Raw genomic sequence first — 23,111 nt, 5'->3', positions numbered from 1 at the left:
ACAAATTTAATTCCGGGTTTGTCCTTCACCAATAATAATCCACTTGTAACTAGTGAGGTCTTTTATTCCCATTGGTCCCCTAGCATGAATTTTAGATGTGCTAATAGCTACTTCCGCTCCTAAACCAAGCTCCCCACCATCATTAAATCGAGTACTAGCATTCACAAAAACTGCTGAAGAATCAATAGCTTTTAAAAATCGTGCCGTATTATCTTGGTTTTCAGAAATAATTGCCTCTGAATGCCCGCCATAATTATTTATATATTCAATTGCATTTTCTAACGAGTCAGTCATTCTTACTGACAATTTGAGTGATAAAAATTCTTGCCCCCAATCTTCATCAGTTGCCACATAAATACTATTAGGATAATCTTTGTTTAATGAGGAAAGAATTTCATAACTTTGATCATCTGCGCGGATTTCGACCTTTGACTCAACTAATTTTTTTACAGTATTGAGGATTATATCCTTATTTATATTTTGGTTAAAAATTACTGTATCGAGTGCATTACAAACGCTTGGTCTTTGAACCTTGGAATTGTAAATTATTTCAACAGCTTTATCTATATCTGCACTTTCATCAACATAGACATGACAAACTCCTATACCGCCCGTAATAGCAGGTACTCTTGATTTCTCTCGAACCATATTAACTAACTGAGATCCACCTCTGGGAATAATCAAATCAATATAACCAACGGCATTCAGCATCAAATCTACGTATTTACGATCGGAACTATTTATAAATTGCACAATATCTGGATTAAGTTTCAAATCGCCAAAAGCTCTATGAATAGAAGATACAATCGCATTATTGCTACTAAGTGTATCAGACCCCCCCTTTAGTATACTGACATTTCCTGATTTCACACACAAAGCCACTATATCAAGTGTGACATTTGGTCTACTTTCATAAATAGCTCCAATTACACCAAGAGGTACTGATATTTTACTAACGTTTAAACCATTTGGTCTAACAGAATTATCATATTCAATATCCAGTGGATCCTCTAATTCAACTACCTGATAAACCCCATCAACTATTGCATCTATTCTTTCTTCATTTAAATATAATCGATCTAAGATATGATGATCTGCACCACTTTCTTTAGCATTATCATAATCAATTTTATTTGCATCTAGTATTTCATTTTTGGATTCTAATATTCTTGAAGCGATACGAAGCAATATTTGATTTCTTTGCTTAGCATCAAGTAATGAAAATTCTCTTGCAGCTTTTTTTGCAGATATACAAATTTCGTTAAAATTTATACTCATGTTTATCCCTTTTTATAGTATTACTAAATTATTTCGATGAATTATTTCATCATGTGTAAATTCATTAAATTGATTTTTTATATCTTTTGAATTCATACCTTTTATTTGATTGACATCTACCGAAGAATAATTTGAGACCCCGCATCCAATAATATTCCCCAAAGAATCTATAATATATACTATATCTCCTTTTTCAAACTGACCTTCTATTTTTATTATTCCAGCAGGAAGTAAGCTGCCATTTTTTGTCTTTAAAGCCACAACTGCTCCTGAGTCTATTTCCACTTTCCCATTATGTGTTAGTCCGCTTAATAACCAACGCCTTCTGGATTCTATTTTATCTCCTGATGATACAAATACTGTACCTTCTTGTTTATTGTTTATAATATCTACTAATACTGTTTTTTTATACCCAGAATCTATATATACAGTTGACCCCCAAGTAGTTGCTAATTTAGCAGCTTCTATCTTCGCAACCATTCCACCTCTACTCATCTCATGTATTGTTTCATCTTTTACATATTCATCTATTTGGAAGTCGTTAAAATCTACATGTTTAATTAATTTTGCGTCTTTGTTGTTTATCGGATCCGCGGTATATAGTCCATCAATATCAGAAAGCAATATTAATGAATCTGCATCGATCAAATTTGAAACCAAAGCTGAAAGAGTATCATTATCGCCAAAAATTATTTCTCCCAATTCTTCTGTATTAACAACATCATTTTCGTTAATTATTGGAACTACATTATGATCAATTAACCCCAATAAAGTATCTCTAATATTTAAATATCCAATTCTATCGTCTATATCTTTGCGTGTTAATAAAGCCTGAGAAACAATCACATTATATTCTGCAAATAGTTGTTGATAAATATTCATTAAACGACTTTGACCTATAGAAGCAAGAATTTGCCTGAAAGGCACATCTTTTCTTTGAATTGGATTTTCCAATGCTTCTTTCCCAGCTGCAACTGCTCCTGAACTCACCAATAGTATCTGATATCCAAGTTTATGCAAATGGCAAATTTGTGAAACAATGGATTCCATAACTTTTATATTTAATTTACCTGACTTATCAGTGATAAGATTGGTACCAACTTTTACAACTAAACGTTTCATTATTAAGAAATTCTTTTTTCTATATATAAAATTAATTGAATGCATTATAACAAAAACACATTCCTATACAATCTGCGACAATTCAAAGAGTTTTTTTACTACAGATATTAACATGATATATTCAATCAGTTACAATATATATGTATAAATAACACCTGAACAGTAATAAGGATCACAATACTATGTTTACAAAAGAAATTGAAAAAATATTCCCAAATACAACTAAAGTAGTTCCTAGTAAAGATATGACTATAGGCGGATGTAGTTTAATTGAATTAGCAAATACTTATGGAACTCCTTTATATGTCTTTGATGACAATACAATTCGAGAACGATGCAAAACATTCATTCATGAATTTAGATCAAGATATCCAGAAACACATGTGGCATATGCTTCCAAAGCATTTATTAATCAAAAATTAACTTCAATTCTTTCAGAAGAAGGCATGGGTATGGATGTAGTTTCTTTAGGTGAATTTATAGCAGCGAAACAAGGCGGTATGGATCCTGGGAAAATCCATCTGCATGGCAATAATAAATCACCTGAGGAATTAGAATATGTAATCAGTAACAATATCGGTCGGATAATTATTGATAACTTTGACGAAATTGAAAACCTTTCTAATATCATTAAGAGTAAGAATTGCTCAATTAAGGCTTTGATTAGAATATCACCTGGTGTTGACCCACATACTCATAGTTATATATCGACAGGTATATTGGATAGTAAATTTGGCTTCGCTATTGAAACTGGAGATGCGGAAAAAGCTATAAAAAAATGTCTCGAAATAGATGGTTTAGATCTTCTAGGAATACATTGCCACATAGGTTCTCAAATTTTTGAAATAGAACCATACAACGACGCGATGGATATTTCTGTGAATTTCGCTGTGAATATGGCAAATAGGTATAATTTTAAATTATCAGAAATTAGTATCGGCGGCGGTTTTGCCATTGCATACACGCAAAATGAAAATCCACCTAGCGTGAAAGAATACGCAGAAATTATTACCAATGCACTAAAAAATGCATGTGCATCAAATAATATTGAATTACCAAAATTAATAATCGAACCAGGTAGGGCTATCGCAGGTCCTTCTGGAGTTGCTATATATCGAGTTGGTTCAATAAAAGATATACCCAATATACGAAAATATGTCAGTGTTGATGGAGGAATGGGGGATAATATCAGACCTGCTTTATATGAATCAGAATATGAAGCCGTAGTTTTGAATAAAATTGATCAAGAAAACACAGAAATAGTAACTATAGCAGGCAAATATTGTGAGTCAGGAGACATATTAATAAAAGATATTAATCTACCACACATTGAGAAAAATGATTTAATTTGTATACCAGCAAGCGGTGCATACTGTATTCCTATGTCCAGTAATTACAATATGAATTTAAAACCTGCAGTAATCCTCGTTCAAGATGGAAAATCAGAAATCATAAGAAAACGTGAAACGTATGATGATATATTATCTTTAGAAGTTTTTTGATAAATCACATGTGGAACTTTGTTGGACAAGAACACATATATAATCTAATTCAAAATAGTATGAGTAAGACTCGTATTAATCATGCCTACCTATTACTAGGGCCTGAACATATCGGCAAAACCACATTGTCTTTGGAAATAACCAAGTTTTTACACTGCCTAGAAGAAAAAAAACCATGCCAAACATGTGACCAATGCATAAGGATTAAAGACAGTACTCACCCAGATGTCATATTAGTTGGGAACACAATTGGAGAAATACGAGAGATACAAGAACAAGTTTCTTTAAGCCCGTTTCTTTCTACTTCCAAAACTTTCATACTTCTTAAAGGAGAAGACCTTACAATAGAAGCTAGTAATGCACTACTCAAAATATTAGAAGAGCCCCCAAATAATGTAACATTTATAATCTGTGCAACCGATGAAAAATATTTACTAACTACAATTCCTTCAAGGTGTCAAAAACTAGAACTCTACCCTTTATCAAGTGAAAAAATATATCAGTACTTAGTTAAATATTTTGATATTTCAAATGATGAAGCCACAAGGGAAACTAAATTAATTTCAAAACTTTCAAAAGGTCGTCTCGGATGGGCTATAACAGCATATACAGATACAAATTTCTTACAAACAAGAAATCATGATATCTCTTTATTTAACCAAATAATCAATGGCGATATGGCTGACCGCTTTCTATTATCACAGCAATTGAGTAATAATATTAATAAAAGTAAGGATAGCATATATACCACACTAGAAACGTGGTTAAGCTATCTAAGAGATGTTATGTTATTAAAAACCAATTCTGATGAATTAATAGTTAATATCGATTATGAAAAAGAATTAACTGAATTAGAAAACGAATTTGAACTTAAAAAAATTATAGAGTCTATAAAAATAATTGATAAAGCTTCTAATAATCTACGCAATAATGGCAATACGAGAATCACATTAGACAACTTACTAATGCGACTCCCTTAAAGTTTAATCACCCTCCATCTATATAGACCGTCTATATAATCTAAAGTACCAAACCCGGTGGCAAAATGACTCCCAGCTACAATAAGTTGATTAGTCACTATCAATTCAAAAATAGTTTTTCGTGATTTTATAGTAGCATTAGGTTCTATATCAGCTCTTGAAATCCAGTCAAAATGCTCAAACTGAGCAATATTGTGAAGTAGATCTCCAGGTATTAACAGGCCCTTCCCTTCGGACTGAATTAGAATACAATAATGACCTGGAGAATGGCCTGGAGATGGAATCAGCTTTATCTCTGGGATTATCTCTGTTTTTTCATCATAGAAGTTTAATTGTTCAAAATCTTTCAAAGGCCATAATTTAGTCGAAGCATTGGGGAATCTATTTGATATGGTTTTGTCATAAGTTGCTTGCCAATCCTTTTCATTTAACCAATAGGTTGCATTAGGAAACATAGGGGTAATATCATCACCAGAACCCACGGTAGCCCATCCAATATGGTCACGATGAGCGTGTGTAAATACAACATGATCTATATCACTGGGATCAATATGATTTTTAGATAAAGATTTATCAAAAATACCCCAAGCATTACTTAATTCTGGGAAATTTGGATCTTCTATATTGGGATTTGGTCCCATCCCAGTATCAACTAGAACAGTATGGGACTGAGATTTAATCAAATAGCACGATAATTCAAAAACCACATTTGAATCACTGTTTAAATGGGATTTATGAGGAATCCAATCATCCTCATTAGTTGAAGGGAAAAACACACAGGGGTCAAACTCTAGTATGCCGTCAGACAACACTTTTAATGTGAGACCCCCTATGTGAATATTATTTTCTATCATAGATATTAAATCTACAAATGAATATTATGCATTAACAGCTTCAATTTCTGCTGCAACTTCATCTAAAGCTGCACCAAGGTCACCAGGAATCATTCCAAATGCACTTGCAGGAATTGCTTCAACAATTTCAATAAATGAAGGTGTCAAGGAAGATTCTGTTAACCCACCGGCAACTGCTCCTCTTAGACCTGTCATTTCAGAAATAATTGTAGCTGGATTTGGTTCTTCATATGTTGCATCGCTAGCCATTCTTGCAAATCCCAAAATCACAGCTTCACATGCAAGTATCCCAAATAGAACACCTACAACAACTGCCCCTAAACTATCTACCCATCCTAGTAGAACAATATTCATTGCTGTTTTGATAATCCTTCGGACAATTTGGGCACCCATAAAAACACCCACAATGATAACGATGTATGAAAGTAAGGTAGCAAGTGAAACGCCAATGTTGCCTTGCTCCAAAATTGCACCCATAATTACGTCATTGAAATTGGCAGCTACCCATATACCAACAAACAGTCCCACTAAGTTACATAACGCACCTACTAAGCCCATTTTGTATCCTTGATAGAGAGCAAAAATACCTACGACTGCTAGTACTAAATCTACCCAGTTCATAAAAGCCTCCTTAAATATTATTAATATTTATACGATTACCATGAAGAATATTTAGTAAAATTCAGAATATTCTTATTTTATCTACAGCAATTATACACATTTTTGGGATTTGTACCAGTGGTAACTAGTACAGAAGTAATTATTTTGTTCAATAAGTAGAAATATCTATTTCTGAAAGTTCTCCAGTAATTAAATAAATTACTCTTTCGGCTATATTAGTAGCACGATCAGCTATTCGTTCTACATCATGAGATACCCACAGTAAGTATGTAGCCCTTTGAACGGTATCTGGATCTTTAATCATAAATCCCACAAGTTCGTGATAGACATCCTCATAAAGCGAATCTACAGCATCATCTGACTTGCATACTTCAATAGCTAAATCCATATCTCTAGAAGTATAAGCTAATAAACTTTTACGTAACATTGCAGTAGCTAAATCTGTCATCTTGGGCAAATCAATTAATGGTTTTAGAGTGGGTTGTTCCCCAATAGTTTGGCTTATGCGTGCTATACCTTCTGCATAATCCCCCATACGCTCTAGCTCTACTGCAATATGTAATGCTGAAATAATAAGACGTAAATCAGCAGCCATTGGCGATTGAGTAGCCAGTAACGTAACTGCAGAATTTTCTAATTCAAAACGTTTTTGATCTATAAGATCATCTTCATCTATTACTGTTTGTGCTAATTGTAAGTTTCTATCTTTAAGAGATTGGATAGATTTATGGATTGCTTTATCAACCATACTTCCTAAAATCAATAATCCGTCTTGCAAGGCCTGTAGGTTTTTACTGTAATCTGATCTCATTCTATTTTCCATAATTACCTCCTGCCTTGCTGTAATTATATTTCAAGGGACTTTATCAGTATCTTTATTATTTTGCAAGCACTCTGTATTTAACTAAATCTGCCAGTTATATAAGCCTCTGTTCGTTCTTCGGATGGGTTGGTGAATATTTTATCTGTATAATCATGTTCAACTAAATATCCAGCCCGATTATCATTTACCATTAAAAATGCTGTTTCATCAGACACACGAGCTGCTTGTTGCATATTATGAGTTACAATAACAATTGTGACGCTTCCTGCTAACTCACGTATCAATTCTTCAATTGCTAATGTCCCTATGGGATCCAATGCAGAAGCAGGTTCATCCATAAGTAAAACTTCAGGATTTACAGCTAGAGCACGGGCAATACAAAGTCTTTGTTGCTGACCACCAGATAAACCAATTGCACTTTTGTTGAGCCTGTCTTTAACTTCTTCCCACAATGCTGCTCTTCGTAATGAATTTTCAATTGCTTCATCATAATTACCTGTATACCCATTAATTTTCAAACCAAAAGCTACATTATCGTATATACTTTTAGGAAATGGATTAGGTTTCTGAAAAACCATTCCTATCTGTGATCTAATATTTGTAGCGTCAGTTGTATCATCATACAACTCCTGAGATTTATATTTGATAGAACCATCTAATGAGAATATTGGTATAAGATCATTCATACGATTAAAACATCGAAGCAAGGTACTTTTACCACAACCAGATGGACCGATTAATGCTGTTACAATGTTTGGTTTTATTTTAATTGAGACATTAGCAAGAGCCTGAAAATTACCATAATAAACATTCAGGTTATCAGAACTTAATATATATTCATCGGTTACCATCATTCCTCCGATTTATTTTGATATTTGCTACGAATGTAAATTGCTATTGAGTTCATTGATAAGAGTAAAACCAAAAGCAATATTATTCCTGAGGCAGCAAGCTCTCTAAACCCATCCTGTGGTCTAGACACCCAATTATATATTTGTATTGGCATAACAGTAAATCTATCAAAAGGATCTGTAGGGACAAAAGTTAAATATACTAGCGCACTAACAGCTAAAACTGGGGCAGCTTCTCCAACTGCTCTGGACATCGACAATATTGCTCCAGTCATGATTCCAGGAATTGCAGATGGAAGAACAACTGACCTTACTACTTCCCAACGAGTAGCACCAAGAGCATAGGCTGCTTCTCTATGTGAATAAGGTACTTGTTTAATAGCTTCTCGAGATGCAAGGATAACAATTGGCATAACTAGTAAAGCCATAGTTAAGGCTCCTGCTATCAAAGTTCGCCCCATATTCAAAGCTCCAACAAAAACAGCAAGACCTAACAAACCATATACTATAGATGGTACTCCTGCCAGATTTGAAATATTAATTTCTAGGAATTGAGTGAATTTATTTTTGGGAGCGTACTCTTCAAGATAAACAGCAGTACCTATACCAAGTGGAACAGCAAATATTCCAGTAAGTCCCATAAGCCATATGGATCCAACTAGTGCTGACAAAATTCCAGCTTTTTCAGGAAAACGAGATGGATAACTGGAAACGAAAGTCCAACTTAACATTTCTGTTCCCTGTGAAATTATTTGAAAAAGGAGTATGGCCAATCCGATAATAGCTATCATCAAGGCAGTAAAGAATACTGTGAAATATAATTTACCCTTAGTATAACGGCTATTAAGATTTTGGTTATAGTTTTCTTTTTTAAGAATGTTTTTAATCATTATTTATCCACCTGTTGCCATTTTCTAACAATCAAATGACCAATCAGATTCATAGTTAATGTCATGACAAATAAGAGTAATCCGACAGCAAAAATAGTATTATACTCAATTGACCCATGAGGGGTTTCTCCAAGACTAAGTTGTACGATAAAAGCAGTCATTGTTTGAATACTTTGCAAAGGGTCTAAAGACATACGTGGGGTAGCTCCTGCTGCAATAGTGACAAGCATTGTTTCACCTATTGCTCGAGAAATTGCTAAGATGAAAGATGCAACAATACCAGATAAAGCGGCAGGAACAACGACTTTCCATGCAACTTCACTACGTGTCGCACCTAGTGCATAAGCTCCCTCTCTTAAAGAACGAGATACTGAAACCATAGCATCTTCACTCAGTGATGAAACCATTGGAATAATCATCAAACCCATAACTAAACCTGCGCTTAAAGCATTAAAAATAATTAAGTCAGGTAAAATAATCTGTAATTTAGGTGTAACAAAAGTTAAAGCAAAATACCCGTATACAACTGTTGGAATACCCGCAAGTATTTCAAGAAATGGTTTTGCGATTTTACGAACTCGATCAGGAGCATATTCTGATAGAAAAACTGCCGTAGCTAAACCTATTGGAACAGCAAAAAGAGCCGCTATACCTGAGACTAATAACGTACCCGTGACTAAGGGCAAAACTCCAAAACTCTGAGGTTTGAGGATAGGCGCCCATCGCGTACCTGTTAAAAACTCCCATAAAGTGACTTCAAAAAAGAAATATAGAGATTGTGATAATAAACTTACTACAATCCCTACAGTAGTGATAATTGAAATAACAGCACATAAAAAGAAAACTATTTCTGCAATTTTACCAGTAATTACTCGTCGTTTTGACAGCCCCATGTGTGTCTTGTTTTTGAATTCTGCTTGATTGTTAAGCATATCAGTCTTTCCATTTAGTTACTTGGTTGTAGTTTAGCTGCATTAATTTTTGCAATCTGATCAGCATAACTAGGCAAAGCAGTGTACCCTACTTCTTCTGAAAGCTCAGCTACATGATCCATATAGAATTCGACAAAATCAGAAACATGTTCATATTTATTCAATTTAGCTGGATCGATATAAAGGTAAATGGGTCTTGCTAATGGATATGCACCACCTGCTACAGTGTCATTACTTGGAATTACACAACCATTACCAGCGTCAATACCAACAGCTTTTAATTTATCTATATTCTCAACATAGTATGCGTAACCAAAGTATCCCAAAGATCCTGCGGAACCAGAGATACCTGTAACCAAAACGTTATCATCAGCAGATGCGGTATAGTCTGATCGTGAAACACCTTCGTCACCATTTACCTCGTCAGTAAAGTAATCAAATGTTCCTGAATCTGTATCTGGACCATAAAGTACTAATTCCTTATCTGGGAATCCTGCCCTAACATCTTTCCAGTTATTGATTGTAGATTCTGGTTTCCACATATTGTTTAGTTCTTCTATTGTTAAACAATCCACAAAATCATTTTTAGGACTAACTAGTACAGAAAGACCGTCGAGAGCAATAGTCACATCAACATACTCTACCCCATTTGCTTCACAAAGTTGTTGTTCTTTCTCCTTGATTGGTCGAGAAGCATTGGAAATATCAGTTTCACCAGGACAAAATCTCTTAAACCCTCCTCCAGTACCAGAAACTGCAACATTAACCTGAACATCCTTTTCTTTCTTGCGATACTCTTCAGCTACTGCTTCAGTAATTGGATACACAGTACTTGAACCATCAATTTCAATCACACCTTCCAAACCTTCACTTATACCATTTTCATCTTTATTATCGGAGCTACAGGCAACTGCGAAAAGTAACATTGATAAAATTATTAATAAAGACGTTAGTCTTATGGTTTTTCCAGTATGTTTGAAAATATTTATCAATTGTATCTCCCTATAACTTATTTAATTTCTATATTAATAATTATAGGGTTTGTACTGGTATATTTATTTTAACGATTTATTAACATTCGATGAACGTATAAAGATCGCTATTATGGGGTAATATTTGTTTTATCAAGAGGTAAAGTAATTATAAACTCAGAGCCATCATTAACGTTACTATTAACTACAATATTACCTTGATGGTTTTCCAAAATATGTTTAGCTATAGATAACCCTAATCCAGTTCCTGTATCAGAACGAGATTTATCAACTTTATAAAAACGTTCAAATATATGAGGCATGTCTTCTTCAGAAATTCCAATACCAGTATCTTTACATTGAACAATAACAAAGTCATCTGAAGATTTTGTTGCCAAAGTAATTACTCCATTTTCAGGAGTGAATTTTGTCGCATTATCGATTAAGTTGGTGATCACTTCTGTGATATGGTACTGATTGCAATTTATTACTAGAGGAGAAGGGAATAAATCTAATTCCAATAAAATTAATTTCTTTTCGAGAATATCTTTAAAATTATCACTTACCTGAGACACTAATTTATTAATGTCGACTGTATCAAAACTTTCTTGGTAATTATCTCTTTCAATGCCAGATAATTTTAATAGTTCAGTTACTATAGTGGTCATTCGATCAATTTCATCATTAATTTTCGTAAAATATTCTTTTTGCCTACTTTTAGGAAGAACTCCATTTTCCATTGTTTCAACCATTGCCTTAACGGCTGTAAGAGGAGTCTTTAGTTCATGTGATACGTTGTTTACGAATTCTTTTCTTGTTGTATTGATTCGTCTTATTTCTGTTAGATCATGTAGTGTTATAACAACTTCTTGATTAGTAGAATTTTGTATAGGAGTTACTATAGCGTCCATGATCTTGTTTGGACGAAGTAATTCTATTTCATCTTGAGCTATACTATTATTTTCTAAAGCTAGATGAACTAAATTTGCAAGTTCATGATCAAAAACAAGTCCCATAAAACTTTGATTAGATTTTAATTGATCGCTATCGATGTAAAGTAATTGAGAAGCAGCAGAATTCATTCTAAGAATTTGGCCTTCTGTATCAACAAGTAATACTCCATCTGCCATCGCTTCTAATAAAGCTTCTAAGGTGTCTTGTTCAAATTTGAAGCTAAATATCATGGATATAATATTATTAACCAATGAACGAACAGGTAATAACAGATCAACTAATTCCTGCGTCTCAGCACTCAAATATATTTCTTGAATATCTCTTGGAGAATGGCCTTCTCCAAAACCTTCGGCAATATTTGGCAATTGTGACATAAGAAGGTCCCTAGATTGGAAATTGTTGTACCATTTATATAATGAAATGAGTGAAATTAATGATAAACCAATCCAAAAAGAAAAAATTACCAAATATGTAAAAGGGTCACCGTTAAGTAGCACATAAAAAAAACTAATGATGGATACTACAAGATTTATTATAGTAATGAACATTACAGTATAAATATATCTTATAAATATAAATGTTTTCATAGCACCCTAGTTAATCGAATCGATAACCAACATTCCTTACTGTTATAAGATGCTTTGGTTTTTGTGAATCTAATTCGATTTTTTTTCTCAACCATCTTAAATGTACATCAACAGTTCGCTTATCACCAAAGTAATCAATTCCCCAGATTTTGTCTAGCAATGTGTCTCTAGAAATTGCCATGCCTTGATTTGAAGATAAATATACTAAAATTTCAAATTCTTTAGGTTTTAAGTGAATTAAATTGCCATTTCTTAATACTCTACGGCCATCAATATCAATTTCGATGTCATCATAAATAAATTTTCCTTTTTGTGGATTATTATTTATTTGTGATGAGATTGAATGAGATTTTGTATTTTCCAATCTTCGTAACACAGCTTTAACTCTCGAAATCAATTCACGCATTGAAAAAGGCTTTGAAATATAATCATCAGCACCAAGTTCTAGTCCTAAAACAGTTGATATTTCATCTGATTTTGCTGTCAAAAAAATAACTGGAATTGATAGTTCTTTTTGAATGATTTTATTTACTTCAAATCCATCAAGTTTGGGAAGCATAATATCTAATATAATCAAATCAGGATTTAATGTTCTTGCATAATGCAAACCCATTTGACCATCAGTAGTATATTCAACTTCATAACCCTCGGCTTCTAAATTTAACTTTACCGAGTCGGCTATATTTGTCTCATCTTCAACTATCAGAATTTTATTTTTTTTCATAACAAACCATAAATATTATTTATTATAATCTACTTTGTAACTTTCGATAAATGTTTAAATAATTCATAATTTTTTGAATTTTTACGATTTTTTGAATTTTTACGAAATCCGTATTCAGATTCGAAAATAATTAAAGAAAATTGACCCCAAAAAAGACGCGAAAAGTGCAAAATGAAGTTGACTCATGAGTATTCATATGGAATAATGAGCAACCTATGAGAGGAGGTCATTATGAAAGTAAAAAGTAAGTTTATATTAACAATCATAATGATGATTTCAACTGTTGCGTTCACAGCTTGTGATGCTATTGATGATGTAACTGGTAGTGGACTTGAAGGCGAAGGTGAAACTTTAGTCTTTGCAGGTCTCAACTGGGATAGTGCGTTGGTTCAAAGTGGAGTCGCTAGATACATTGTAGAAAACGGCTACGGCTATGAAACTGATATGATAGAAGGTGCTACAGTTCCATTATTCCAAGGTTTGATAAAAGGTGACATTGATATTTCAATGGAAATCTGGCTACCAAATCAAAAAGACGCATGGGCTGAGGCAACTGCTGAAGGACAAGTATTTTCCACAGGTAAAAGTTTGGAAGATAACTGGCAAAGCACATTTATTATTCCTGGATATTTGCAAGATGCAAATCCTGGATTAAAAAGTGTCGAAGACCTGAAGAAACCAGAGTTTCAAGCACTGTTTGCAGAAGCTGACAGTGGAGGAAAAGCTGTACTTTACGGTTGTATGGCACAATGGGCATGCCGAGCAGTTAATGAAGGACAAATCGAAGCTTATGGTCTTTCCGACATTGTAGAACTTCGGGATCCTGGCACAATGGGTGCACTTGATGCTGCTATTGAAGGAGCTTATTTGAAAGAGGAACCAGTATTATTCTACTACTGGGGACCAACAAAGCTCGCTAATACACTTGATATGAGAGTCTTAGAACAACCTGACCCTTCAGAGTGTGCAGATAATGATCCAGCTCTCGGTTGTGGTTTCCCTACAGCAGAGATTTTGATCGCATTACACTCTGATTATCAAGGTGAAGGCTATGAAGAACTTCGCGCTTTCTTAGAAAAGTGGGATTGGAATGCAACTAACCAGTTAGCTGCAGAAGGTCATTATGGTGAGATAAAAGATGATGCCGCTACGAGCGAAGAAGCATACCGAAATACAGCTATATGGTATCTCAATAACAATGATGCTTGGCACAGCTGGGTAACAGCAGATGCTAAAGACAGAATTATTGAATCCTTAGCTGCATAATCTAAAATCAATATGCCTTAATAAAAGAGGGGTTTTTTAACCCCTCTTTTTTATTTGTATTATTTTGACAAAAAGATATCATGATAGATTTGAAAAGAGCTAATTTTGTTTGACATAGTGTAGTTTATTAGATACCCTTAAGGTGATCACCAATTAAGGAGGCTGAGACTGTGCTTAATGGAGATTTTGGTTAGCGATCATTTAAAACGCATAGTTATTGGATTTGTATATATTAATAGATTTGCATCTGAATTTTATGGATAGATTTTAATTATATTCCCATTATTCAAAACCCCACAATTATTTCCTTATATTTATTAATCACTCATCTAATACCGCTACCAATTACCGTTTAAAAAGAAACGAGTATTGTATGTCTAATATCGAGATAGTGAATTTATGGAAAGTGTTTGGAAACGATCCAGAAATTGTTTTTGAACCCGAAAACATAAATAAAACCCGATCTGAAATTCAAGATGAATTTAATCAGGTCGTAGCTCTCCGAAACGTCAACTTATCAATTAACCCCGGTGAAACATTCGTAGTAATGGGATTATCCGGAAGTGGTAAATCCACTCTTGTTAGAGCCTTAATCAGATTAATAGACCCAACTTCTGGCTCCATTCTCATAAACAATCAAGATGTTCTTCAATACAACAATCAAGAACTAGAAAATTTCAGAAGACATACCGTTGCGATGGTATTCCAGCACTTTGGCCTTTTCCCACATAGGACAGTACTAGAAAATGCTGCTTATGGATTAGAAGTCCAAAAAATAGATACTGAAACTAGGAATCAAAAGGCATTAGAGGTATTAGAACTTGTTGGTCTTGCTGGCTGGGAATCATCCTATCCTTCAGAATTGAGTGGAGGTATGCAGCAAAGAGTTGGTATAGCAAGAGCACTTGCTGTTGAACCTGACATTCTCCTCATGGACGAACCTTTTAGTGGTCTTGATCCATTGATTAGGAGACAGATGAGAATCGAATTGAAAAAATTACAACAAACCATTCAAAAAACCATAGTTTTTATTACTCACGATCTTGATGAAGCAATTACTGTTGGTGATAGAATAGCGATCATGAGAGATGGTGAAGTTACTCAGTTAGGTACTCCAGAAGAAATTGTTACTAACCCAGCTAATTCATTTGTTGAGGAGTTTACATTCGATATTCCAAAAACAAGGGTGACATCAGTAAGTAATATAATGGTTAAACCTTCATCTCAAGAATTTGACAGACGATATGTCGTGACTCCTGAAAGCATTGTTGAAGACATGATTCCATTGGTATTAGAAACAGGAGATCCTATTCCTGTAGTTGATAGTAAAGATGAACTTGTTGGAGTAGTCCCTCAAGAAAAAATTCTTGAACTAGTAGCCCAAAGTGCACGACAAGAATATAGCGAAGAATAACAATTAAAATCACAATACAATTATGAGTGTTACATTAGAAAAAGAAAAATTATCTACACAAGAATCGAAAGAAAACGATAAATCATATATTATAAAATACGTGATTAGTCTAGTAGTGTTTGTTATTGTTATGGGACTGTCTTGGGTTATTCATTTGTTGAAAATCACCCAAATAACTGATTTTCCAGTCAATTTCAGTCCCCCTGTAACTAATGCTATAGATGATTTTGTCGATTTTTTGGTAGTTAACTTTGCGTGGATGTTTGACTGGATGAGTGACCAAGCAAAAGTATTGATCGGTAAAATTCGTGACTTCCTAATTTGGGTACCATGGCCATTTACAATTTTAGCTATTTTATACGCTGGATGGAAAGTAGCTTCGAGAAATGTTGGTATCGGGTCAGCTATAGCGTTACTTTTACTCGGACTCTTTAACTTGTGGGTAAGTGCAATGGTAACTATTGCTATAATGGTTATTGCTGTACTTATTTCTATAGTTATTGGTATCCCTCTAGGTATTATAGCTGCAAGTAGCAATCGATTCGATGCAGCAATTAAACCTATACTTGATGGCATGCAAACTATGCCAAGTTTTGTATATCTCGTCCCTGGAATAATGTTTTTTGGGCTTGGAAATGTTGCAGCTATTCTTGCAACAGTTCTATACGCAATTCCTCCTTGTATACGTTTAACAAATCTTGGAATTAGACAAGTAGATATAGCTGTTGTTGAAGCAGGCACAGCTTTTGGGTCTAATCGAATGCAATTACTAACTAAAGTCCAAATACCCATGGCTATACCAACGATAATGGCAGGGATTAACCAAACGGTTATGATGGCTCTTGCTATGGTAACAATTGCAGCAATGGTAGGTGCAGGAGGCCTTGGAGCTGATGTGTTTAGAGCAATGGGTCAATTAGAACAAGGCGACGCCGTGATTGCAGGTTTGGGAATTGTGGTACTAGCAATTGTTATTGACCGTATCTCACAAGGATATATCAATAATAGAAATCAAAGTTCAAGCATCGAATAATATTAAACTAAATTAACACATGAATTATCACGAAATTGTAAAACAGTGGTACATTAAATTTGGAGAATGTTGCAAGTCTCGTGATTTTGAATCTGCAATAAAACTTGTCTCTAGCGATGTTTGTTCTTTCGGAACAAAAGTTGACATTGTTACCAATTTAAAAGATTTACAAGCTCAACAATGGCAAAACATATGGCCATATATCGATAATTTCCACTTCTTAGTTGATAAGCTTATAGCCGATGGTAATAATGAATTAGCTTGGGGAATTACCCCTTGGAGTTCGATTGGATACGATTCCGAAGGTAATCGATTTGATAGGCCTGGCAGAGCAACCGTTATCCTAAAAAAGTATAACGACGTATGGTTAGCAATCCACACGCATTTTTCATTAATACCAGGAACGCCATACAATACTTATGGTAAAAAAGAATAAATTATTCGTCTTTTAAGGGTAAACTTCCCCAAGTAACATCTGAAGCATCAGAAGCCAGACTTTTTTCTACAATTAAATCTCTTACAGCCAACAAAGTAGCGTTAGGTTCATTTGTAACCATAACCCATTCAGGCTCTTCAGGAAGCCAATATGGTGAAGTTATTCTTACAACTTTATTTTCATTAGAACTGAAATAAATTCCTATTTTATTTGGATCCATTCCCCGTCTCCCAAAAGTACACGTTATTTAAACAAGATACATTGTAATTGATATCTATCCTATTATAAAGAGGAAAACCAATAAATTATGGTTATGTATTATTCTAGTCTTGGTTCTTTTCGCTAACTATACCTGAGCGTATCATTTCATCTATATCAGAATCATCATATCCTATAGATGTTAAAATTTGTCTGGTATTTGCGCCTATTTTAGAAGGTTTTATTTTCACCCCAGCGGTTTTTGAACGACTAAACTTTATGGGAGAAGATATTCCTTGGTAATTACCTTCAGTAATCTTCATACCTCTGTGCTCAGTATGTGGATGGTCTAATGTTTCTTGAATATTTCTGACTGGACCGGCAGGTATTCCTGCAGCTAATAACTTTTCTGAAAATTCTCCCCCATCGACATCTTTAAGAGCATTTTCAATTAATTTATTTAATTCATCTCGATTTAGAACTCTATCTGAATTATTTATAAATTTAGGATTACTTAGCAATTCTTCTAAACCTAGTTCATTACAAAGTTTTGCAAATCCATTATTATTTCCAATCATTATTACAATTTCATTAGTACGTGTTTTAAATTTACCATATGGGGAAATATTTGGATGATCATTTCCAGTCGGAGTACCAGGGATACCAGATAATAAATAATTGGCATTATACGGATGCATAAGTGCAATTGCACTATCATAAAGTGTCATATCAATAAACTGGCCTCTTCCTGAAACATTACGTTCTTGTAATGCCATGAGTATACCAATCGTACTGTATAACCCTGTCCCCATATCAACTATAGGAGAGCCAATTCGAACCGTGCCACTATCCGGCATGCCATTAATTGACATCATTCCCGCCATAGCCTGGATAATAACGTCGTAACCGGGATATCCCCCAAGTGGGCCATCAGATCCGAATCCAGATATACGACAATGTATAAGTTTTGGGAATTTCTTACTTAGAACATCCTCAAACCCTAATCCCCAATTTTCCATTGTTCCAGTTTTGAAATTTTCAATTAGGACATCTGAGTCTTCTAATAGTTTGAGAATGATATCTTGTCCTTGTTTTTGTCGCAAATCAATTGAAATTAATTTTTTATTACGATTAAGATTAATATAATAAGCCGCAATACTATCATTAAATGGAGGGCCCCAATCTCTTACTTCATCACCAAATTCAGGCTCTACTTTAATAACTTCGGCTCCATGATCAGCAAGAATTTGGGTTGCATAAGGTCCACCGAGTACTCGCGTTAGATCTAAAACTTTAATCCCTTGCAATGCGTGTGTAATGTTATCCATCAATAATTATCCAATCAATAGGATTTAGGTAATCCAAGTATACGTTCTGAAATATAATTTAATACCATTTGCGCACTAACTGGTGCTAACCGCGGAATCATTGATTCACGTAATAATCTTTCAACATGAAAATCTTTTGCATATCCCATGCCACCTAAGGTCATAACTGCTTGATTTGCAGCTTTAAACGCTGCTTCTGCAGCGAAGTATTTTGCAGCGTTAGCAAGTCCCCCAGAATTTTCACCATTATCATATTGAAATGCTGCTTTTAAAATTAACAATTCTGCTGCTTCTAATTCGACCCAGTTTTCAGCAAGAGGGTGCTGTATACTTTGATTTTTGCCTATTGGACGATCGAAAATAATACGATTATTAGCATAATCCACTGCTCTATTTAAAGCGCTTCTTCCTATACCTAAAGCTTCTGCTGCAATTAATATTCTTTCAGGATTGAGGCTATCTAATAAATAATAAAATCCCTTATTTTCTTCACCTATACGGTCATCTTCAGGGACTTCTAAACCATCGATAAATATTTGATTACTATCTACCGCAGCTCTCCCCATTTTATCGATTTCAATAACTTCAATTTTTGATCTATCAAAATCAGTGTAAAATAAAGTTAGTCCATCAATATTTTTTTCACATTCTTCTTTTGGAGTAGTTCTAACTAATATCATAATTTTATCGGCAATTTGAGCAGTAGATGTCCAGATTTTTTGTCCAGTAATTATATAACCACCTTCGGTTTTCTCGGCTTTTGTAGCAATGCTCCCTGTATCAAGCCCTGCGTCTGGTTCAGTTACCCCAAAACAACATTTTTCTTTCCCTTGTATCAAAGGTGGTAACCAACGAGATCTTTGTTCTTCAGTGCCATGTACAACAATAGGATGTGGTCCAAAAATATTCATATGAATACTTGAAGCTGCCGACATACCACCGCCTGATTCACTTATTGTTTGCATCAAAACTGATGCTTCGCTTATACCAAGATTTGACCCACCGTATTGCTGGGGCATAGCAATACCAAGCCAACCACCTTTAGCAACCGCATCATAAAACTGATGCGGGAACGTACCTTCTTTATCACACGTTCGCCAATAATCATCACCAAAGTCATTCATTAATAACTTGATAGATTCAATAATAGATTTTTGAGTTTCACTATAAGTAAAATCCATATTATTCCACAGTAACCGTTTTAGCTAAATTACGTGGTTGATCCACGTCATAACCTAATTCGAAGGCAATATAATAAGAAAATAATTGTAATGGTATTATTGTTAAGAAAGGTGTTAAATATTTAGGACATTCTGGTATCTCTATAACATCATCTATTAATCCATCTAAATCGTAATTCCCTTTAGTTACAAGTCCAATTAAAATTCCGCTTCTTGCCTTAATTTCTTGAATAGTGTTTCTCATTTTTTCGTAGTAATTATCTGTTAGTGCCATAGCTATAACTGGAATATTATTATCAACTAAAGCAATCGGGCCATGTTTCATTTGTCCTGCCGAATATCCTTCAGCATGAATGTAGCTTACTTCTTTTAGTTTAAGTGCACCTTCAAATGCAACAGGTTTATTAAATCCTCGCCCTAAATATAGAAAATGATTATATTTTGAGTATTTTTTAGCCATCATTTCTATTTGAGGATTCATTTCTACCACTTGATTCATCAGATCTGGTAATTTTGTAGAGTCGAGTATTAAAGATTCAGCTTCAGGTATTGGTAAAGTACCTTTATCAGCACCCAATTTAATCGCTAGAAATAATAAAGATAAAATTGATCCTGTAAATGACTTTGTACTAGCAACACCAATTTCAATTCCTGAATTGATATTTATTTCAATATCTGCAATCCTACTTGCTGCAGAGCCGATAGAATTTGAAATTAGTATTTGTTTACAACCTTTAGTTTGAAATAAAGACATTGCTCCCAATGTATCTGCAGTTTCACCAGATTGAGTAACCGAAATAAGCAATGTGTTTTCATCAATTGGACTATCTTTATATCTTAATTCAGAAGCATCCTCAGTTTGACATGGAATGTTTGCCAAGCTTTCAATGTAGTATTGACCAATCTCACATGCATAAAGACTAGTACCCATACCAGTCAAAATTATCCTGTTGATGTCTTTTGTAAAGTTATTTGGCAAAATAAAGTCTTCGAATTCTATTTTGTCATCATTGAATATTATCTTATTACTTAAACTGTTATAAATACTTCTTGGTTGTTCTATTATTTCTTTTATCATATAGTGATCAAAATCATCTTTACTAAAATGAGTATCTGGAACCTCAATAAAACTATGATCTGGTTCAAAATATCCACCACCAATATCCTTATATGAGGCCGAATTATCATCTAAGATCACCAATTGGTCTGTTTCTAGATATACTAATTTATTAGTGTATTCACCTATTGCAGACATATCGCTTGCTACAAACATCTCATCATTTCCATAGCCAACAACTAATCCACCAGCATGGCCTTTTCTGAAACCTATTACTTTTCGCATATCTTTATCGGCCATGGCTAAAACTGAATGAGATCCTGTTATCATTTGTGCTGTCTTTTCTACTGATTCAATAAAAGAATATTCTTGTTTTAATAAATCAGAAATCAAAAAAGCTATTATTTCACTGTCAGTCTCAGACTTAAATTTATATCCTTTGGACTGTAATTCATTTTTTAATTCCTGGTAATTTTCAATTATTCCATTATGGACAATCCATACTGATGAGTCTCCATCGCTATGAGGATGAGCATTTCTATCATCTGGTTTCCCATGTGTTGCCCAACGAGTATGACCTATACCAAAGTTTCCTGGTATTCTATTTTCAATTAACATTTCTTTTAAATCATTAATTTTTCCTGCGGTTTTCATATATTCGATTGTATTTTCAGAGTTCAAAATAGCCAATCCACAACTATCATAACCACGATATTCGAGTTTCTGTAAACTCGATAATATTACGTCTTGAGCATTCCTATATCCTAAATATCCAACTATTCCACACATAATTTAACCTTTGTATGCACCTCTTAAAGACTCTGGTAATAATTCAGCAATTTTATTCATAATGATATTAGTACCAGTTTCTAAGTCACAATTTTCATCTATTTGAATTTCTTCTCCAATATTTACCACGATTTTTGAAAAAGGGAAAGGAAATCTTAAATATGAATTAATCTTACTTGTACCAGTGATTCCTACTGGTATAACTGACACCCCAGATTTAGACGCAATATACGCAGCTCCTTGATTGCCTTTTTTTAGACCTGAAGAGCCACTGCGTGTTCCTTCGGGGAAAAAGCCGATAGCTTTACCTTGTTCAATTGCCTCAAAAATACGCACTAAACCTTTACGATCTAAATAAAATCTTCGTATTGGAATAACATGTAGTGCTTTCATTAAAAATGATGTGATTTTATACTTAAATAATTCAGTTTTGCCCACAAAATTAATGGTTCTCGGTAGCATAACAGCCAATATAGCAGGATCTAAGTTAGCTGTATGATTAGAAACGATTAAAACTGAACCTTTTTTAGGTATATTTTGTTTTCCAATAACGGTAACTTTAGCAAAAATTTTATAACAAACTTTACCTACTAGAATCAAAAAATTATATATCATAATTTTCTCGCTAATATATTATTTAGTATAAAACTAACTACCCCTTCAAGTATCATCCCGTCACTAACTACAATTGTAGCGTCTCCTGGTATAACTAATGGCGATTCTTTTCTTTGAGAGTCTAGTTCATCACGTCTTTCTAATTCAGATTCAATTTCATCCAATTCAGCAGATACTCCTGAATCAATCAATTCTTTATGTCGGCGTTTTGCCCTTTCAGATACCGAAGCTGTTAAAAATATTTTTATACTATCAGGAGCAACCACTGAACCTATGTCGCGCCCTACCATAACAATATTATCTCGATTTGCTATCTGCCTTTGTTGTTGAACAAGAAAGTTTCTTATTTCTTTAAAAGATGAGTAATATGAGACATTTTGATCAATTTCTAAAGAATGTAAAGATTTCGAAATATCAATATTATTTAAAGTTATCTTAAGATCTGTAAAATTATGAAATATTATCTGTAAATCTACATTATCTAAAAATTCACTCACTGTCATTTTTTGATTGAAATCAACACTTGAATTTAAAGCAGCATAGGTAATAGCTCGATACATTATACCTGTATCTAAAAAATTAAACTTTAATTTCTCAGCTATAATTTTTCCGACACTTGTTTTGCCAGACGCAGCAGGCCCATCAATTGCTATCACTTTTGTTTTAAGACTTGTCATAAGGTTTATGATACCTCTATATTAATTT

Annotated in this window: 23 protein-coding genes; 6 read left to right on the top strand and 17 right to left on the bottom strand. The window is 33.9% G+C overall.

Translation table 11 applies throughout. From position 1 onward, the window contains the following. Positions 1-6: 6 nt before the first annotated feature. Complete coding sequence (locus FI695_03385) at positions 7-1,278, bottom strand: glutamate-5-semialdehyde dehydrogenase (protein MQG51003.1); 1,272 nt, start codon at positions 1,276-1,278, stop codon at positions 7-9. Positions 1,279-1,290: 12 nt separating this feature from the next. Continuing rightward, positions 1,291-2,445 (bottom strand): glutamate 5-kinase, encoded by a 1,155-nt coding sequence (proB, locus tag FI695_03380; GenBank protein ID MQG51002.1) that lies wholly within the window; start codon positions 2,443-2,445, stop codon positions 1,291-1,293. A gap of 200 nt (positions 2,446-2,645) precedes the next feature. Here proB and lysA point away from each other — a divergent pair, with 200 nt between their 5' ends. Then, a complete protein-coding gene (gene lysA / locus FI695_03375; protein MQG51001.1) occupies positions 2,646-3,902 on the top strand; it encodes a diaminopimelate decarboxylase in 1,257 nt (418 codons plus the stop codon). After that, the gene (locus FI695_03370) at positions 3,899-4,882 is read left to right on the top strand and encodes a hypothetical protein (GenBank protein ID MQG51000.1); all 984 of its coding nucleotides are present in this window, start codon (positions 3,899-3,901) and stop codon (positions 4,880-4,882) included. Before lysA ends, FI695_03370 begins: the two co-directional genes overlap by 4 nt. On the opposite strand, the gene FI695_03365 is transcribed toward FI695_03370, so the two are convergent. From FI695_03365 to FI695_03325, 9 genes are all read right to left on the bottom strand, one after another. Further along, positions 4,879-5,736, bottom strand: a complete 858-nt coding sequence (locus tag FI695_03365; protein ID MQG50999.1) for an MBL fold metallo-hydrolase — start codon at positions 5,734-5,736, stop codon at positions 4,879-4,881. The two genes, FI695_03370 and FI695_03365, sit on opposite strands and share 4 nt — an antisense overlap. 24 nt (positions 5,737-5,760) lie before the next feature. After that, positions 5,761-6,357, bottom strand: a complete 597-nt coding sequence (locus FI695_03360; protein MQG50998.1) for a CvpA family protein — start codon at positions 6,355-6,357, stop codon at positions 5,761-5,763. Between the two features lie 148 nt (positions 6,358-6,505). Continuing rightward, positions 6,506-7,168, bottom strand: coding sequence for a phosphate signaling complex protein PhoU (gene phoU / locus FI695_03355; protein ID MQG50997.1), 663 nt, complete (start codon positions 7,166-7,168; stop codon positions 6,506-6,508). 89 nt (positions 7,169-7,257) lie between these two features. Beyond that, a complete protein-coding gene (gene pstB, locus FI695_03350) occupies positions 7,258-8,034 on the bottom strand; it encodes a phosphate ABC transporter ATP-binding protein (GenBank protein ID MQG50996.1) in 777 nt (258 codons plus the stop codon). Beyond that, on the bottom strand, positions 8,031-8,921 hold the full coding sequence (pstA, locus tag FI695_03345; GenBank protein MQG50995.1) for a phosphate ABC transporter permease PstA: 891 nt from the start codon (positions 8,919-8,921) through the stop codon (positions 8,031-8,033). Before pstA ends, pstB begins: the two co-directional genes overlap by 4 nt. Next, on the bottom strand, positions 8,921-9,853 hold the full coding sequence (gene pstC / locus FI695_03340) for a phosphate ABC transporter permease subunit PstC (protein MQG50994.1): 933 nt from the start codon (positions 9,851-9,853) through the stop codon (positions 8,921-8,923). Before pstC ends, pstA begins: the two co-directional genes overlap by 1 nt. Before the next feature lie 14 nt (positions 9,854-9,867). Beyond that, the gene (locus FI695_03335; protein MQG50993.1) at positions 9,868-10,779 is read right to left on the bottom strand and encodes a PstS family phosphate ABC transporter substrate-binding protein; all 912 of its coding nucleotides are present in this window, start codon (positions 10,777-10,779) and stop codon (positions 9,868-9,870) included. Positions 10,780-10,955: 176 nt separating this feature from the next. Beyond that, a complete protein-coding gene (locus FI695_03330) occupies positions 10,956-12,365 on the bottom strand; it encodes a PAS domain-containing protein (protein ID MQG50992.1) in 1,410 nt (469 codons plus the stop codon). A 10-nt stretch (positions 12,366-12,375) separates the two neighbouring features. After that, the gene (locus tag FI695_03325; GenBank protein MQG50991.1) at positions 12,376-13,089 is read right to left on the bottom strand and encodes a response regulator transcription factor; all 714 of its coding nucleotides are present in this window, start codon (positions 13,087-13,089) and stop codon (positions 12,376-12,378) included. Positions 13,090-13,320: 231 nt separating this feature from the next. On the opposite strand from FI695_03325, the gene FI695_03320 reads away from it, so the two are divergent. The 4 genes from FI695_03320 (at position 13,321) to FI695_03305 (ending at position 17,238) form a co-directional block, all read left to right on the top strand. Next, complete coding sequence (locus FI695_03320; GenBank protein MQG50990.1) at positions 13,321-14,355, top strand: hypothetical protein; 1,035 nt, start codon at positions 13,321-13,323, stop codon at positions 14,353-14,355. A 373-nt stretch (positions 14,356-14,728) separates the two neighbouring features. After that, a complete protein-coding gene (locus FI695_03315; protein ID MQG50989.1) occupies positions 14,729-15,769 on the top strand; it encodes a betaine/proline/choline family ABC transporter ATP-binding protein in 1,041 nt (346 codons plus the stop codon). Positions 15,770-15,899: 130 nt separating this feature from the next. Continuing rightward, positions 15,900-16,802, top strand: coding sequence for an ABC transporter permease subunit (locus FI695_03310; GenBank protein MQG50988.1), 903 nt, complete (start codon positions 15,900-15,902; stop codon positions 16,800-16,802). Between the two features lie 19 nt (positions 16,803-16,821). Next, on the top strand, positions 16,822-17,238 hold the full coding sequence (locus FI695_03305) for a hypothetical protein (GenBank protein MQG50987.1): 417 nt from the start codon (positions 16,822-16,824) through the stop codon (positions 17,236-17,238). A gap of 1 nt (position 17,239) precedes the next feature. Here FI695_03305 and FI695_03300 read toward each other — a convergent pair whose 3' ends face one another. From FI695_03300 to FI695_03275, 6 genes are all read right to left on the bottom strand, one after another. Next, positions 17,240-17,458 (bottom strand): hypothetical protein, encoded by a 219-nt coding sequence (locus FI695_03300; GenBank protein ID MQG50986.1) that lies wholly within the window; start codon positions 17,456-17,458, stop codon positions 17,240-17,242. Between the two features lie 103 nt (positions 17,459-17,561). After that, a complete protein-coding gene (locus FI695_03295) occupies positions 17,562-18,755 on the bottom strand; it encodes a CoA transferase (protein ID MQG50985.1) in 1,194 nt (397 codons plus the stop codon). A gap of 23 nt (positions 18,756-18,778) precedes the next feature. Beyond that, positions 18,779-19,945, bottom strand: a complete 1,167-nt coding sequence (locus tag FI695_03290; protein ID MQG50984.1) for an acyl-CoA dehydrogenase — start codon at positions 19,943-19,945, stop codon at positions 18,779-18,781. 1 nt (position 19,946) lies between these two features. Continuing rightward, positions 19,947-21,791, bottom strand: coding sequence for a glutamine--fructose-6-phosphate transaminase (isomerizing) (gene glmS / locus FI695_03285; protein MQG50983.1), 1,845 nt, complete (start codon positions 21,789-21,791; stop codon positions 19,947-19,949). A gap of 3 nt (positions 21,792-21,794) precedes the next feature. Beyond that, positions 21,795-22,406, bottom strand: coding sequence for a 1-acyl-sn-glycerol-3-phosphate acyltransferase (locus tag FI695_03280; GenBank protein MQG50982.1), 612 nt, complete (start codon positions 22,404-22,406; stop codon positions 21,795-21,797). Further along, positions 22,403-23,083 carry a (d)CMP kinase gene (locus FI695_03275; GenBank protein MQG50981.1) on the bottom strand — a complete coding sequence of 227 codons (681 nt, stop codon included), beginning with the start codon at positions 23,081-23,083 and terminating at the stop codon, positions 22,403-22,405. Before FI695_03275 ends, FI695_03280 begins: the two co-directional genes overlap by 4 nt. Positions 23,084-23,111 lie beyond the last annotated feature (28 nt).

The organism is SAR202 cluster bacterium (genome assembly GCA_009392515.1).
Taxonomy (GTDB): Bacteria; Chloroflexota; Dehalococcoidia; order Lucifugimonadales; family UBA6952; genus UBA6952.
This window is presented reverse-complemented; position numbering and strand designations above follow the sequence as displayed.

What these genes read in the sequence shown, in the direction of transcription:
- FI695_03300 (MQG50986.1), bottom strand. Translation starts at nt 17,458, where the DNA reads ATGGATCCAAATAAAATAGGAATTTATTTCAGTTCTAATGAAAATAAA.
- FI695_03275 (MQG50981.1), bottom strand. Translation starts at nt 23,083, where the DNA reads ATGACAAGTCTTAAAACAAAAGTGATAGCAATTGATGGGCCTGCTGCG.
- FI695_03360 (MQG50998.1), bottom strand. Translation starts at nt 6,357, where the DNA reads ATGAACTGGGTAGATTTAGTACTAGCAGTCGTAGGTATTTTTGCTCTC.
- FI695_03315 (MQG50989.1), top strand. Translation starts at nt 14,729, where the DNA reads ATGTCTAATATCGAGATAGTGAATTTATGGAAAGTGTTTGGAAACGAT.
- FI695_03365 (MQG50999.1), bottom strand. Translation starts at nt 5,736, where the DNA reads ATGATAGAAAATAATATTCACATAGGGGGTCTCACATTAAAAGTGTTG.
- FI695_03310 (MQG50988.1), top strand. Translation starts at nt 15,900, where the DNA reads ATGGGACTGTCTTGGGTTATTCATTTGTTGAAAATCACCCAAATAACT.
- pstC (MQG50994.1), bottom strand. Translation starts at nt 9,853, where the DNA reads ATGCTTAACAATCAAGCAGAATTCAAAAACAAGACACACATGGGGCTG.
- FI695_03320 (MQG50990.1), top strand. Translation starts at nt 13,321, where the DNA reads ATGAAAGTAAAAAGTAAGTTTATATTAACAATCATAATGATGATTTCA.
- pstA (MQG50995.1), bottom strand. Translation starts at nt 8,921, where the DNA reads ATGATTAAAAACATTCTTAAAAAAGAAAACTATAACCAAAATCTTAAT.
- FI695_03325 (MQG50991.1), bottom strand. Translation starts at nt 13,089, where the DNA reads ATGAAAAAAAATAAAATTCTGATAGTTGAAGATGAGACAAATATAGCC.
- FI695_03305 (MQG50987.1), top strand. Translation starts at nt 16,822, where the DNA reads ATGAATTATCACGAAATTGTAAAACAGTGGTACATTAAATTTGGAGAA.
- FI695_03290 (MQG50984.1), bottom strand. Translation starts at nt 19,945, where the DNA reads ATGGATTTTACTTATAGTGAAACTCAAAAATCTATTATTGAATCTATC.
- lysA (MQG51001.1), top strand. Translation starts at nt 2,646, where the DNA reads ATGACTATAGGCGGATGTAGTTTAATTGAATTAGCAAATACTTATGGA.
- FI695_03280 (MQG50982.1), bottom strand. Translation starts at nt 22,406, where the DNA reads ATGATATATAATTTTTTGATTCTAGTAGGTAAAGTTTGTTATAAAATT.
- pstB (MQG50996.1), bottom strand. Translation starts at nt 8,034, where the DNA reads ATGATGGTAACCGATGAATATATATTAAGTTCTGATAACCTGAATGTT.
- glmS (MQG50983.1), bottom strand. Translation starts at nt 21,791, where the DNA reads ATGTGTGGAATAGTTGGATATTTAGGATATAGGAATGCTCAAGACGTA.
- FI695_03385 (MQG51003.1), bottom strand. Translation starts at nt 1,278, where the DNA reads ATGAGTATAAATTTTAACGAAATTTGTATATCTGCAAAAAAAGCTGCA.
- FI695_03335 (MQG50993.1), bottom strand. Translation starts at nt 10,779, where the DNA reads ATGTTACTTTTCGCAGTTGCCTGTAGCTCCGATAATAAAGATGAAAAT.
- phoU (MQG50997.1), bottom strand. Translation starts at nt 7,168, where the DNA reads ATGAGATCAGATTACAGTAAAAACCTACAGGCCTTGCAAGACGGATTA.
- FI695_03330 (MQG50992.1), bottom strand. Translation starts at nt 12,365, where the DNA reads ATGAAAACATTTATATTTATAAGATATATTTATACTGTAATGTTCATT.
- proB (MQG51002.1), bottom strand. Translation starts at nt 2,445, where the DNA reads ATGCATTCAATTAATTTTATATATAGAAAAAAGAATTTCTTAATAATG.